This window comes from Telluria sp. ZT3P26 (assembly GCF_059686035.1).
The window spans coordinates 334,727-348,510 of record NZ_JCASII010000002.1 but is presented as its reverse complement, the minus strand read 5'-3'; the positions used below and the strand labels follow the sequence as shown (position 1 = coordinate 348,510).

The 13,784-nt window shown below is 64.9% G+C and carries 10 protein-coding genes; 3 read left to right on the top strand and 7 right to left on the bottom strand.

The features are described from left to right. Nucleotides 1-59: 59 nt before the first annotated feature. Nucleotides 60-2,126: a M13 family metallopeptidase gene (locus AC56LN_RS09410; RefSeq protein WP_499571190.1), complete on the bottom strand. Its 2,067-nt coding sequence runs from the start codon at nucleotides 2,124-2,126 to the stop codon at nucleotides 60-62. A gap of 76 nt (nucleotides 2,127-2,202) precedes the next feature. Further along, complete coding sequence (locus tag AC56LN_RS09405) at nucleotides 2,203-4,290, bottom strand: M13 family metallopeptidase (protein ID WP_499571188.1); 2,088 nt, start codon at nucleotides 4,288-4,290, stop codon at nucleotides 2,203-2,205. A 291-nt stretch (nucleotides 4,291-4,581) separates the two neighbouring features. Here AC56LN_RS09405 and AC56LN_RS09400 point away from each other — a divergent pair, with 291 nt between their 5' ends. The 3 genes from AC56LN_RS09400 (at nucleotide 4,582) to AC56LN_RS09390 (ending at nucleotide 8,553) form a co-directional block, all read left to right on the top strand. Further along, nucleotides 4,582-5,550, top strand: coding sequence for an IS1595 family transposase (locus AC56LN_RS09400; protein ID WP_499571186.1), 969 nt, complete (start codon nucleotides 4,582-4,584; stop codon nucleotides 5,548-5,550). A gap of 344 nt (nucleotides 5,551-5,894) precedes the next feature. After that, the gene (locus tag AC56LN_RS09395) at nucleotides 5,895-7,319 is read left to right on the top strand and encodes a S41 family peptidase (protein WP_499571184.1); all 1,425 of its coding nucleotides are present in this window, start codon (nucleotides 5,895-5,897) and stop codon (nucleotides 7,317-7,319) included. 112 nt (nucleotides 7,320-7,431) lie between these two features. Continuing rightward, nucleotides 7,432-8,553 carry a beta-ketoacyl-ACP synthase III gene (locus AC56LN_RS09390; RefSeq protein ID WP_499571182.1) on the top strand — a complete coding sequence of 374 codons (1,122 nt, stop codon included), beginning with the start codon at nucleotides 7,432-7,434 and terminating at the stop codon, nucleotides 8,551-8,553. A 164-nt stretch (nucleotides 8,554-8,717) separates the two neighbouring features. Here AC56LN_RS09390 and AC56LN_RS09385 read toward each other — a convergent pair whose 3' ends face one another. The 5 genes from AC56LN_RS09385 to AC56LN_RS09365 all read right to left on the bottom strand — a co-directional run bounded on the left by AC56LN_RS09385 (nucleotide 8,718) and on the right by AC56LN_RS09365 (nucleotide 13,776). Continuing rightward, nucleotides 8,718-10,757, bottom strand: a complete 2,040-nt coding sequence (locus AC56LN_RS09385; RefSeq protein WP_499571180.1) for an oxidoreductase — start codon at nucleotides 10,755-10,757, stop codon at nucleotides 8,718-8,720. Between the two features lie 56 nt (nucleotides 10,758-10,813). Continuing rightward, nucleotides 10,814-11,269, bottom strand: a complete 456-nt coding sequence (locus AC56LN_RS09380; protein WP_482896787.1) for a hypothetical protein — start codon at nucleotides 11,267-11,269, stop codon at nucleotides 10,814-10,816. 25 nt (nucleotides 11,270-11,294) lie between these two features. Beyond that, nucleotides 11,295-11,756, bottom strand: a complete 462-nt coding sequence (locus tag AC56LN_RS09375) for a DUF2721 domain-containing protein (protein ID WP_367611086.1) — start codon at nucleotides 11,754-11,756, stop codon at nucleotides 11,295-11,297. Between the two features lie 55 nt (nucleotides 11,757-11,811). Then, nucleotides 11,812-12,768: a prolyl aminopeptidase gene (gene pip, locus AC56LN_RS09370; protein ID WP_499571177.1), complete on the bottom strand. Its 957-nt coding sequence runs from the start codon at nucleotides 12,766-12,768 to the stop codon at nucleotides 11,812-11,814. A gap of 75 nt (nucleotides 12,769-12,843) precedes the next feature. Continuing rightward, nucleotides 12,844-13,776: a hypothetical protein gene (locus AC56LN_RS09365; RefSeq protein WP_499571175.1), complete on the bottom strand. Its 933-nt coding sequence runs from the start codon at nucleotides 13,774-13,776 to the stop codon at nucleotides 12,844-12,846. Nucleotides 13,777-13,784 lie beyond the last annotated feature (8 nt).

The following is a 13,784-nucleotide window of genomic DNA, read 5'->3' as shown; positions in this document are numbered from 1 at the left end:
ACAACAAGGGCCGCGAAAGCGGCCCTTGTTTTATGCGCGCAGTGTTTTGCGCTGCAGGCTTACCAGATGATCACGCGATCCTTCGGTGCCAGGTACATCTTGTCGCCGGCCTTGACCTTGAACGCTTCATAGAAACCAGGCTGGTTCTTCAGCGTGCCGTTGGCGCGGTATTGCGCCGGCGAGTGCGGGTCGGTCTTGATCTGGGCGATCTGCGCCGGTTCGCGCATCTTCGTGCGCCACACCTGGCCCCAGCCCATATAGAAGCGCTGGTCGCCGGTGAGACCGTCGATCACGGGCGCTGGCTTGCCCTTGAGCGAGATCTTGTACGCTTTGTAGGCGATCGCCAGGCCCGAGTTGTCGCCGATATTTTCGCCGAGGGTCAGTTCGCCATTCACGTTATAGCCTTCGAGCGGGCTGAATGCAGCGTACTGGGCGATCAGGGCCTTGGTCTTTTCGCCGAAGCGCTTGCCGTCTTCTTCGGTCCACCAGTTGCGCATATTGCCGTCGCCGTCGTACTGCGAACCCTGGTCATCAAAGCCGTGGCTGATCTCGTGGCCGATCACGGCGCCGATGCCGCCGTAGTTGACTGCGTCGTCGGCCTTCGCATCGAAGAACGGCGGCTGCAGGATTGCGGCCGGGAACACGATTTCGTTCAGTTCCGGGTTGTAGTAGGCGTTGACGGTCTGCGGCGTCATGCCCCACTCGTCACGGTCGATCGGTTTGCCCAGCTTGTTCAGTTCGCGGTTGTATTCGACGTCGCGCGAACGCATCACGTTGCCGACCAGATCATCACGCTTGACGGTCAGCGCCGTGTATTCCTTCCACTTGTTCGGGTAGCCGATCTTCGGCGTGAACTTGGCAAGCTTGGTTTGCGCTTCCTTCTTGGTCGCAGGGCTCATCCAGTCGAGCGTGTCGATCGAGTCCTTGTAGGCTGCCAGCAGGTTCTTGACCAGCACTTCCATGCGCGCCTTGCGCTCGGCCGGGAAGTGGTCTTTCACGTACAGTTTGCCCACTGCATCGCCCAGGCTGCCTTCCAGCGTCGAGACGCCGCGCTTCCAGCGAGGTTCCAGTTCAGGAATGCCGGCCAGCGTGGTGCCGTTGAACGAGAAGCGCTGGTCGACGAAGGCCTTCGACAGGTAGTTCGCATAGCTGTTGACGGTCTGGAATTGCAGATACGCTTTCCAGGTCGCCAGCGGCACGCTGTTCAGGACGTCGGTAAACCCTTTCAGGTAGGTCGGCTGGCTGACGATCAGGTACGTCGCCTTGCCCTGCAGGCCCGAGGCTTTCAGCCATGTGTTCCAGTCGTAGCCCGGCGCCATTGCAGCCAGCTTGCTGAATTCGACCTTGTTGTAGGTCTTGATCGGATCGCGGTTCTCGACCTTGGTCCACTGCACCTTGGCCAGCCGGGTTTCCAGGTCGAGAATGGCTTTCGCATCATTGGCGGCGGTCTTGCTGCCGGCCAGCGCCAGCATCTTCTCGATGTGCGCCTGGTACTTGGCGCGCACGTCCGCCAGCTTGGCGTCGTCCTGCTTCAGGTAATAGTCACGGTCGGGCATGCCCAGGCCCGACTGGTACAGGTCGGCGACGTACTTGGTCGAATCCTTGGCATCCTGGTGGATGAAGAACGTGAACGGCACGGTCACGCCGGCGCGATTCAGGTGGGCGAACAGTGCAGGCAGTTCGGCCTTGCTCTTGACTGCGGCGATCTTGTTCATCTCGCCCTTGAGCGGCGTGGCGCCCAGTTGCTCGAGGCGCGCTTCGTCCATGTAGCTCGCGTAGAAGTCACCGATCTTGCGCGCTTCGCTGCCGGCGGCGGCGTTCTTGTCGGCAGCGGTGCGCTCGATGATCGCGCGCAGTTGCGGCAGCGTGTCATCGCGCAGCTGGTGAAACGCGCCCCAGGTCGATTTGTCTGCCGGGATCTCGACGGTCTTGAGCCACTTGCCGTTGAGGTGTTCGAAGAAGTCGTCCTGCGCGCGCACGGACGGTTCGATGTATTGCGTCGCAATGCCGGACGACAGGCCAGCCGGTGCGGTGGCGGTGGCGGCGGTGGCCTGGGCCAGCGCCATCGGCGCGATGAACGACGTGGTCAATACCAGCGCTGCTGCGCTGATCAGTTTTCGTTGCATGTTATCTCTCTTTGTTAGTTTGTGAGTGCAATGCAAAAGGCCGGCGCTCGTGACGCCGGCCCCTTGTCATGGAACCTTACCAGATGATGACCCGGTCTTCAGGCGGCAGGTACATCTTGTCGCCTGGTTTCACGTTGAACGCCTCGTAGAACTCGGGCATGTTCGACACGGTGCCGTTGGCGCGGAACTGGCCCGGCGAGTGCGGGTCGGTCTTGACCTGGTTGATCTGCTGGGCTTCACGCATCTTCGAGCGCCATACCTGGCCAAAGCCCATGAAGAAGCGCTGGTCGCCCGTCAGGCCATCGATCACCGGCGCCGGCTTGCCCGCCAGCGACAGTTTATAGGCCTTGTAGCCGATCGACAGGCCGGCGTTGTCGCCGATGTTCTCGCCCAGCGTCAGTTCGCCGTTCACGTTGTAGCCCGGCAGCGGCGCGTAGCCGTTGAACTGCTTGACCAGCTTGTCGGTGCGGGCCTTGAAGGCGGCGCGGTCTTCGGCCGTCCACCAGTCGCGCAGGTTGCCGTCGCCATCGGACTGGCTGCCCTTGTCGTCGAAACCGTGGCCGATTTCGTGGCCGATCACGGCGCCGATCGCGCCGTAGTTGACCGCGTCGTCGGCACGCATGTCGAAGAACGGCGGCTGCAGGATCGCGGCCGGGAACACGATCTCGTTCATCGTGCTGCGGTAGTAGGCGTTGACCGTCTGCGGCGTCATGCCCCACTCGGTATGGTCGATCGGCTTGCCGAGTTTGTCGATGTTGTAGTTGTAGGCGAAGGTCGACGCACGCATCGCGTTGCCCACCAGGTCATCGCGCTTGATCGTCAGGCGCGAGTAATCGCGCCACTTGTCCGGATAGCCGATCTTCGGCGTGAACTTGGCCAGCTTGGCGCGTGCTTCCTTCTTGGTCGCAGGGCTCATCCACTCCAGGTTGTCGATCGACTGGCCGTAGGCGATGATCAGGTTCTTCACCAGTTGTTCCATGCGCGCCTTGCGCTCGGCCGGGAAATGCTCGGCCACATACAGCTTGCCCAGTGCCTCGCCCAGCGTGCCTTCAACGGTCGACACGCCGCGCTTCCAGCTCGGACGCTGCTCGGCCACGCCGGTCAGCGCGGTGCCATAAAAAGCGAAGTTCTCGTCGACGAACGCCTTCGACAGGTACGGTGCGTACTCGCGCAGCAGCTGCCATTCAAAGTACGACTTGAGCGTGGCCAGGTCGGTCTTGGCCAGCAGTGCATCGAAGCCCGTGAAGTAGCTTGGCTGGTTGACGATGATGGTGTCGATCTTGTTGCCCACGCCGGCGGCGGCCAGTGCGCCTTTCCAGTCGTAGCCCGGCGCCAGCTTGGAGAGCTCGGCGACCGTCATCTTGTTGTAGCGCTTGACCGGGTCGCGGTTCTCGACCTTGGTCCACTGGACCCTGGCCAGATCGGTCTCAAAGTCGACGATTGCCTTGGCTTGCGCAGCGGCGTTCTTTTCGCCGGCCAGCGCCAGCATCTTCTCGACGTGCACCTGGTACTTGGCGCGGATCTCGGCCAGCTTGGCGTCGTCCGCCTTCAGGTAGTAGTCGCGGTCGGGCATGCCCAGGCCGCTCTGGCTGATATAGGTTGCGTGGCGGGTCGACTCGCGCATGTCCTGGCCGACGTAGATGCCGTACGGGCTGGCCACGCCGATCTTGCCCAGGTGAGCGGCCAGCGCCGGGATGCCCTTCTTGTCCTTGAGTGCGCGGATGCGCGACAGTTCACCCGTCAGCGGCTTGTAGCCGAGAGCTTCGCGGCGCGCGTCGTCCATGAAGCTGGCGTACAGGTCGCCGATCTTCTTCGCTTCGGTGCCAGCCTTGGCGCCGGTGTCCTTCTGCGCGGCCTCGATGATCGCCAGCAGTTGCGGCGTGGTGTCTTCGCGCAGCTTCATGAAGGTGCCCCAGCTCGAGCGGTCGCCCGGGATCTCGGTCTCTTTCAGCCACTTGCCGTTCAGGTGCGTGAAGAAATCGTCCTGCGGACGCACGCTGTTGTCGATGTACTGGGTGTCGATGCCGGAGATGACGCCGGCCGGTGCGGTGGCGGTGGCCGGCGCTGCGGCGGCGGCGGCAGGCGCGGCGTCGGCGGCCATCGCCGGTGCGGCAAAGGCTGCCGCCAGGGACAGGGTCAGGGTACTCAGGAGAAGTCGCTTCACGGGTAAGTCCTTGGTTGCTAAGTGTTCGCAGGAATAAACAACGTCTGACCGGTCGCGCCTGCTGCGTGCCGGCAAAAGAACATTCTAGCGGGTGGACTTGCAACGGCGCTGGCCGTGGTGATTTTTTTACTTTTCGATACACGCAGAAGGGTGAATATCGCGTATGCATGTGTTGGAAGGTGACAACAGGATGACACGCATAAAGGCGCAGTCAGCATTAAATAGAGGCGAGCGTTGAACTGATGAGCAGCGAGGTGGTCGAACCCCTGTCCCCAGCCTCAGGAGCCGATCATGAAAGCGCCCCGTTTCAGGAAGTGGTTCGCCGGGTTGTCATCGCTGAACCAGCCGCAGCGCCGGCAAGTGCTCGACGCCCTGCATCCCGCAGCCGGCCTCGACCAGGTGGTGGCGCTGATCGCGCAAGCCAGAGCGTCAGGGCGCTGCTGTCCCCGCTGTGCTGGCGAACACTGCCACCGGCACGGATTCGCCAACGATCTGCAGCGCTTTCGCTGCTGCGCCTGTGGGCGCACCTTCAACGACCTGAGCGGCACGCCGCTGGCGCGCCTCCGGCACAAGGCCAAATGGCTCGCATATTCACAGGTGCTGCTCGATTCACTGTCCGTACGCAAAGGTGCAGACCGGGTTGGCGTACACCGCAATACCGCCTTCCGGTGGCGCCACCGCTTTCTGGCCTGGGTCAAGCTCGACCGACCGGCATCCCTGAATGGCATCGTTGAAGCCGACGAGACGTTCCTGCTCGAATCGCAAAAAGGATCGCGCACGCTCGATCGTCCAGCGCGTCGGCGGGGCGGGCGCGTGCCCTTGCGTGGCATATCCCGCTATCTGGATTGCATCCTGGTGGCGCGCGACCGCAACGGACAGACCATTGATGCCGTCACTGGCCGGGGCCAACTTACGGCCGCGCAACTCGAACGCAGCTTGCTGCCCAGGCTTGATCCGCAGGCTCTGTTGGTTACCGACAGCCATGCTGCCTACCAGGCCTTTGCACGCAAGCACCATATTGCACACGCGGCGGTGAACCTGCGCGCAGGCGTACGCGTCAGGCGCCTGGGCGGCCAGGCCATTCACGTGCAGAACGTGAACGCCTACCACCAGCGCTTCAAGGCCTGGCTGATGGGTTTTCGCGGCGTGGCGTCACGCTATCTGCCCAACAACCTGGGGTGGCGCTGGGCCCTGGATGGCGGACGGGTCAGTTCCTCGGCACAATTGTTCTGCATCGCAATCGGCGTCATCAACAGATAATGTTGACTGAGCCCGGGCAAAAAAAATCCCGCAGCCGGAAAGCCGCGGGACAAGACCACTTCAAGAGTGGAGAGAGAGAAAAACTAGCCACGACTATAGGTGCGCACTGTTGTAGCGGGCGCCACTCTTACATTTGCTTACCCTCGCTAACGGCGTGTAACAAATCGCTATCTGGCGCCAATTGGGTCGATGTTGCGTATTGGCGCCTGGATTTCCGGATCGCTGGATGCCGCAGAGGCTGCCAACACCGGCGCGCGAACCGGTTTATACTCCGCTTGCGCAATCTCAGGCCTATCGCAGCGCCTCGGATTCCACGATCGGCGCGCGCTGCCACAATGGATCACATGGGTGCCACCTTCAAGAATGCCTGCCTGATCGGCCTGGGCGCCGTTGCCGGCGTCGGCCTGACGATGCAGTTTTCCGCCCTCGCCTTCAAACCGTCGCTCGAATCGAGCATGCCGGTGGCCGAGTTGCGCGAACTGGCCGACGTCGTCGGCATCATCAAGACCAGCTACGTCGAACCGGTCCAGGACAAGGCCCTGCTGTCGCAGGCCATCACGGGCATGGTGGCATCGCTCGATCCGCACTCGGCCTACCTCGATGCACGCGCGTTTCGTGAACTGCGCGAAGGCACCGAAGGCCGCTTCGTCGGCCTGGGCATCGAGATCAGCGTCAGCGAAGACGGCTACATCGAGATCATCAGCCCGATGGAAGATTCACCGGCCTACCACGCCGGCATCAAGGAAGGTGACCTGATCACGCGCATCGACGGCCACCCGGTCCAGGGCACGCCGATCGACGACGCCATCAAGCGCATGCGCGGCGAACCGGGCACGCGCGTGACGCTGACGGTCGTGCGCAAGTCGGTGCCGGCACCGCTCACCATCACCGTCGAGCGGCGCGAGATCGTCCAGAAAAGCGTCAAGGCCAAAATGGTCGCACCGGGTTACGCGTGGCTGCGCGTGGCGCAGTTCCAGGAGCCGACCGTGGACGACATGGCCGCCAAGCTGCAGGCGCTGTACCGCGCAGACCCCGACCTCAAAGGCCTGGTGCTCGACCTGCGCAACGATCCCGGCGGCCTGCTGCAGGGTGCGATCGGCGTGGCCGCCGCGTTCTTGCCGAACAACGCCGAAATCGTCTCGACCAACGGCCAGCTCGCCGACTCGCGCCAGCGCTTCTATGCCCGGCCCGAGTTTTACATGCTGCGCAGCGGCGCCGACCCGCTGGCGAGCCTGCCGCCAGCATTCAAGAAGCTGCCGATGGTGGTGCTGGTCAATACCGGTTCGGCCTCGGCCTCCGAAATCGTCGCCGGCGCACTGCAAGACTACAAGCGCGCCACCATCCTCGGCAGCCAGACCTTCGGCAAGGGCTCGGTGCAGACCATCCGCCCGATCGGCGGCAACGCCGCCGTCAAGCTGACCACGGCGCGCTACTACACGCCGGCCGGGCGCTCGATCCAGGCGCGCGGCATCGTGCCCGATGTCCCGGTCGATGAGTATCCCGATGGCGATGGCCTGAACGCCCTGCGCATGCGCGAAGCCGACCTGCAGCACCACCTGACCAACGGCGCCGGGGCCGAAGTCGCCACGCGCGAGGACGACATCGAAGAGCAGATGCGGCTGTTGAACGCAGCGCGCCAGCGCAAGCCGCTCGATTACGGCAGCGCCGACGACTTCCAGCTGGCCCAGGCGCTGCGCCACCTGAAGGGTGAGGCGGTGGCGCTGTCGGGCCGCGCCAGCGGTACGACGCTGGCGCGCCAGGGGCGCTGACGCCAGCGCAGCGCAGCCGGCTTTCTGCCCGATTCCCAGGCTCGCGCCGAGCGTGTAGAATCGGCGCATCTTGCGGCCAAGCGGCCTTATTTTCCTTGAAAGTTTCCTGAACATGATACCTGTCGTCATCAGCGGCACCGGCCTGTTTACGCCGCCGCATTCCATCTCGAACGACGAGCTGGTGACCGCCTTCAACGCCTACGTCGAACTGCACAACGCCGAACACGCGACTGCCATCGCCGCAGGCGAGGTGACGGCGCTCGAGCCGTCCAGCAGCGGCTTCATCGAAAAAGCGTCCGGCATCAAATCGCGCTACGTGATGGAAAAAAGCGGCATCCTCGACCCGGCCCACATGACGGCGCGCATCGCCGACCGCCCGGACGACCAGATCTCGCTGCAGGCCGAGATGTGCGTGGCCGCCGCGCGCGACGCGCTGGCCCGCGCCGGCAAACAGGCGCACGAGATCGACATGGTGCTGGTCGCCTGCAGCAATATGCAGCGCGCCTACCCGGCGATGGCCGTTGAAGTGCAGGAAGCACTTGGTATCGACGGCTTCGGCTTCGACATGAACGTGGCCTGTTCGTCGGCCACGTTCGGCATCGCCACCGCCGTGGACGCGGTGCGGGGCGGCCGCGCCCGCGCGGTGCTGGTGCTGAACCCCGAAATCACCAGCGGCCACCTGAATTTCCGCGACCGCGACAGCCACTTCATCTTTGGCGACGCCTGCACCGCGATCATCATCGAGGCGCAAGCCACGGCGACCAGCGCGCACCAGTGGGAAATCCTCGACAGCCGCCTCAAGACCAGCTTCTCGAACAATATCCGCAACAACTTCGGCTTCATGAACCGCTTCGACGAAGCCGGCGTCGGCCAGCCCGATAAACTGTTCCGCCAGCAGGGCCGCAAGGTGTTCAAGGAAGTTTGCCCGATGGCAGCCGAGACGATCAAGGACACCTTGACTGCCGCCGGCTTGACGACCGACGATGTGGCGCGCTACTGGCTGCACCAGGCGAACCTGAACATGAACCTGCTGATCGTGCGCATGCTGCTGGGCCGCGACGCGACAGCCGATGAAGCGCCGGTGATCCTGGACAGCTACGCCAACACGTCGTCGGCCGGCTCGATCATCGCGTTCCACAAGTACCAGGACGATCTGGCGGCGGGCACCAACGGCGTGATCTGCTCGTTCGGCGCCGGCTATTCGATCGGCTGCGTGGTGGTGCGCAAGCTGTAATCAGCCGTGGTGGTGTGCCTGGCAAGCACTTGGGTTCCCGCCTTCGCGGGAACGACGTGCGACTAGTGGCGGCTAAATCGATACATTTGTCTCTGCGCCAGCCTGAAACAACGTCGTTCCCGCGCAGGCGGGAACCCAAGTCAGCCGCCCACCACCACGAACCATCAAAGCCGCGCCGCCAGCACGAACCCTTCGCGAATCGCGCGCTTGGCATCGAGCTCCGCCGCCAGCGCAGCGCCGCCGATCTTGTGGAAACCCGGCCCGCCGCTGCCGGTTGCCTCAACCGGCATCAGCTCGGCCAGGCTCTCCTGCCCCGCACAGACGATCACATTGTCCACCGCCAGCACGCGCGCCTGTCCACCAACAGTGATGTGCAGTCCCGCGTCATCGATGCGGTCGTACTGCACACCCGCTAGCATCGTCACGCCGTTGCGCACCAGCGTTGCGCGGTGCACCCAGCCCGACGTCTTGCCCAGCCCCGCGCCCGGGCGCGTGCTCTTGCGCTGCAACAGCCAGACCTGGCGCGGCGGATGCGGCGCCACGGGCGCCGTCAAACCGCCCGCCGTGGTCACCAGCGGATCGACGCCCCACTCGCCCATCCAGTGCGCAGGCGTCATTGGCAGCGACACCTGCGGATCGTGCACGAGGAATTCCCCCATGTCGAACCCGATGCCGCCGGCGCCGATGATCGCCACGCGTGCGCCGACCGGACGGCCATCGCGCAGCACGTCCAGATAACTGAGCACCATCGGATGGTCGATGCCGGGAATGGCCGGCTTGCGCGTGCGGATGCCGGTGGCGACGACGACCTCGTCGAAGCCTTCGGCCAGCAGGGCCTCGCGCGTGACGACCGTATTCAGGCGCACGTCGACGCCCAGTAACGCCAGGCGGCGCCCGAAATAACGGATCGTCTCGGCGAATTCTTCCTTGCCCGGCACGCGCATCGCGACATTGAACTGGCCGCCGATGCGGTCCAGTCCATCGAACAGCGTCACGCGGTGCCCCCGTTCGGCCGCCACCGTCGCCGCTGACAAGCCGGCGGGGCCGGCGCCCACCACGGCGATGCGGCGCGGCTGCGCGGCCGGACGGATCACCAGTTCGGTCTCGTAGCAGGCGCGCGGATTGACCAGGCACGTAGCGCGCTTGTTCGAAAAGGTGTGGTCAAGACAGGCCTGGTTACAGGCGATGCAGGTGTTGATCTGGTCGGCGCGGCCGCTGGCGGCCTTGTTCACGAATTCGGGATCGGCCAGGAACGGCCGCGCCATCGACACCAGGTCGGCGTCGCCGCGCGCCAGCAAGGCTTCGGCCTCGTGCGGCATATTGATGCGGTTCGAGGCCACCACCGGAATGCCCACCGCAGCGCGCAAGCGACCTGCCACCTGCGCGAACGCGGCGCGCGGCACCGACGTGACGATGGTCGGGATGCGCGCCTCGTGCCAGCCGTAGCCGGTATTCAAAATTGTCACGCCGGCAGCCTCCAGGGCTTTCGCCACCAGCACCACCTCGTCCCACGTGTTGCCGCCTTCGACCAGGTCGAGCACCGAGTGGCGGTACATCAGAATGAAGTCCGGCCCGACCGCCGCGCGGATACGGCGCACGATCTCGATCGCCAGCCGCATGCGGTGTTCGATCGGCCCGCCCCACCCGTCCGTGCGGCGGTTGGCACGCGCGCACAGGAACTGGTTGAGCAGATAGCCTTCGCTGCCCATGATTTCCACGCCGTCGTAGCCGGCCTTCTGTGCGAGCCTGGCGCAGCGCACGTAGGCGGCAATCGTCGATTCGATGCCGGACTCGGAAAGCGCCTTGGGCTTGAAGCGCGAGATCGGAGACTTCAGGTTCGACGCCGACACGACGAACGGCTGGTAGCCGTAGCGCCCCGCGTGCAGGATCTGCAGCACGATCTTGCCGCCTTCTTCGTGCACGGCGCGCGTGACGCGCCGGTGGTTCGGCACGTCGCCAAGAAAATTGAGCGTGCCGCCGAACGGCAGCAGCCAGCCCTGGCGGTTCGGCGAAATGCCGCCCGTAACGATCAGGCCGACGCCGCCGCGCGCGCGTTCGCGGTAGAACGCGGCGAGCTTGCCGTAGTTGTAGAAGCGGTCTTCGAGCCCGGTGTGCATCGAGCCCATGATCACGCGGTTTTTCAGCGTGGTGAAACCCAGGTCGAGGGGCGCGAGCAGGTGCGCGTAGGCAGAAGAGATAGTCATCGCGGCATTACACCGCGATTTTGTCGAGCCGTGCGTCTAAACACGGCTGGCGTGGCTTACGCGAGGTGGCTGTCGCGGTCGCGCAGCTCGGCGAAGCTCTCGATGCTGCCGATCTTGACGACGATCGGGTTCAGGCTCGCGCCCGGCGACATCGAGCGCCATGCGAATTGCCATTCCTTTTCGCGCGCCTGGCCCGCGCTCTTGGTAAACGCGGCGCCCAGCGGCGAACGGCTGCCGTATTCGATGGCGCCATCGATGCCGGCCCAGTTGGGCAGCATGCGCTGCACGGCGCGGTGCAGGCGCTCGCCGAATTCTTCGCTATTGTGGATCACCAGGCACGTGTCACTCGGCGTGATGATGTCGAACAGCGCCTTGTCCCAGGCGGTGGAAAACGACAGGTTCAGGAAGCCGCCGCTGGGCTCGAGGCGAAACTGGCCGAGGCGCAGCGAATTTTCAAGTTCGGTGCGCAGTGCGTAGCGGTGCAGGGTCGGTGGGCGTTGGTAGTCGTGCATAAGATTCTTTCTGGCCGCATCCGCCTTACGGCAGTGGTGGCGGCGGTTGCTGCATCATGATTTGCTGGTGCTGCATGCGCATGAAACGCGACGAGATGAAAATCTCGCGCAAGAAATACACGAAGCTGCTGATCAGGGCCAGCATCGCCAGCACGAAGCTCGCGGCGATGTACTGGTCGAGCGGGATGCCGGTGGTGTCGCCCGCGAACAGCATCGCGATGACGACGCACACCAGCAGGCCGCAAGCGGTGCTGGAGGCAATCGCGAAGTTGATCAGGTGCGAACGCTGGTACAGCAGTTCGAGCTCGCTGGAAAACTCGGTGTTCGGGCTGACCTTGAGCCGGTCTTCGAGCACGCGCGTGCGGTCGATGATGCGCGCCAGCCGGTTGGTCAGCACGGTCAGTTTGGTGGCCACGCCGGTGAGCAGAAATACGGGTGCGATGGCCAGCTGGATGACATGGCCGATATCGCTGATCTGGATATTCATGAGAACGCGTTGGTCTTGTTGTGGTGTGTGTCGGGCGTAGTTTAACAGCCGCCGCTCATTCGAAGCGCCGGTGGCGCTTGAACTGTTCGGTGGCCGTGACCAGGGCGCGCGCGATGCCCGTTTCAAGCGCGCCGTGGCCGGCGTCGGGAATCATCTGCAAGGTCGAACCGGGCCAGGCCTGGTGCAGGCGCCAGGCCGACAGCGGCGGGCAGATCACGTCGTAGCGGCCCTGCACGATCACGGCCGGCAGATGCGCGATGCGGCCCACGTCGCGCACCAGCTGGTCTTCGTCCAGGAACGCGCCATTGACCATGTAGTGCGCTTCAAGGCGGCCCACGCCCAGGTCGAGCGTGTCGCTGGCCGCTTCTTCAGGCTGCGGCAGCAGGAAGACACGGCGGCCTTCAAAGCGGCTCCAGGCACGCGCGGCCGGCCAGAACACATCGGGGTCGTGGCACAGCAGGCGGCGCGCGTAGGCGCCCAGCAGGTCAGCGCGTTCTTCAAGCGGGATCGGTGCGACGAATTCGTCGTACAGCTCGGGATAGAACCAGCGCATGTCGTTGATGAACCAGTCGACTTCGGCGCGTGTGCACAGGAAGATCCCGCGCAGCACGAAACCCAGGCAGCGCTCCGGATGCGCCTGCCCGTAGGCCAGCGCCAGCGTCGAGCCCCACGAACCGCCGAACACGAGCCACTGCTTGATGCCGAACAGCGCGCGCAGGCGTTCGATGTCGTCGATCAGCAGCTGCGTGGTGTTGTTGCGCCACTCGCCCAGTGGCGTCGATTTGCCGGCGCCACGCTGGTCGAACAGGATCACGCGGTAGGCGGCGGGATCGAAGAAGCGGCGGTGCTGCGGCGACAGCCCGGCGCCCGGGCCGCCGTGCAGGAACAGCACCGGGATGCCATCGGGATTGCCGACTTCTTCCCAGTAGATCGTGTGCAGTTCGTCGACCGCCAGTGCCCCGGTGCGAAGCGGCTGGATCGGCGGGAACAGCGACGGCGGCGTGACTGACATGGGGGCTCTGACGGGCAGTGAATCGGAAAATCGATTGTAACGTACGGGCATGCGATGCAGAAGCAGACGGCGTGGTCACGCCGCCTGGCCCAGCACCCAGCCTTCCCATTGCTGCACCTGTGCGTCAAGCGGCGGGCCTTCGGCGCGGTGGCCGTCGACCACGTCGAGCATGCCGCACAGGCCGATCAGTGCATCGAACTGGTCTTCGCCGCTGGCGTGCGCGCCGAAGCCGTCGCGGATCAAGGCTTCAAGGCCCGGGGCCTGCGCATGCCCCCGCCGCGCCAGCCAGTCGAGCAACGGGGGGGCGACGGAGGCGCGCCCGGCCTGGCTGCGCTTGCTCCACACGGGCCGGCGACCGATGCCGAGCCGGTGGTAGGTGTCGCCCGGATAGGTTTCGGCCATGATCGTGCGCGCGCCACTGAGCAAGTCGTGCAGCGGCCCGTCGAACGGCCACAGCGCGATGCGCGCACCCTGCGGCTGCAACACCTCGCGCCAGCCGGCCAGCGCCGCCTTGCCGACCTGGTTGCCGCCCAGTGTCCAGAACAGGCTGCACGCGGCGGGTCGCTGACCGGTCTTGTGCTCGCAGGCACGCAGCAGGTCGGCCGCGCTGTCGTGGCCCAGGCCCGTCAGCAAGTGCTCGCGCAACCGGCCACCGGGCCGGGCCGGATAGAACGGGCGGTGGATGCCGATGTCGGCGCGGTCATCGCAAACGTCGAACCAGCGCTCCCAGGCGCCGCTGCCGACGCTGGCCAGCAGCTCGGCAAAATTCGCCAATCCGGTTGCCGCGCCGTACGCCACCGGCACACCGATCGGAAAATCCACGCCCACCAGCACCGGGCCGGGCGCCTTTGAACGCGCCGCCAGCTGATCGAGGAACGTGTCGGTCGCGCCAACCGGCTCGGGCAGGCCGATCTGCCAGCCAGTGCGATCGGCATCGCGCAGCGCCACCGCCATCCAGCGCTTGCCGGGATGAATGCTCCAGTCGCAGTGCGCAATCACGCGTGGCAATGATCGAT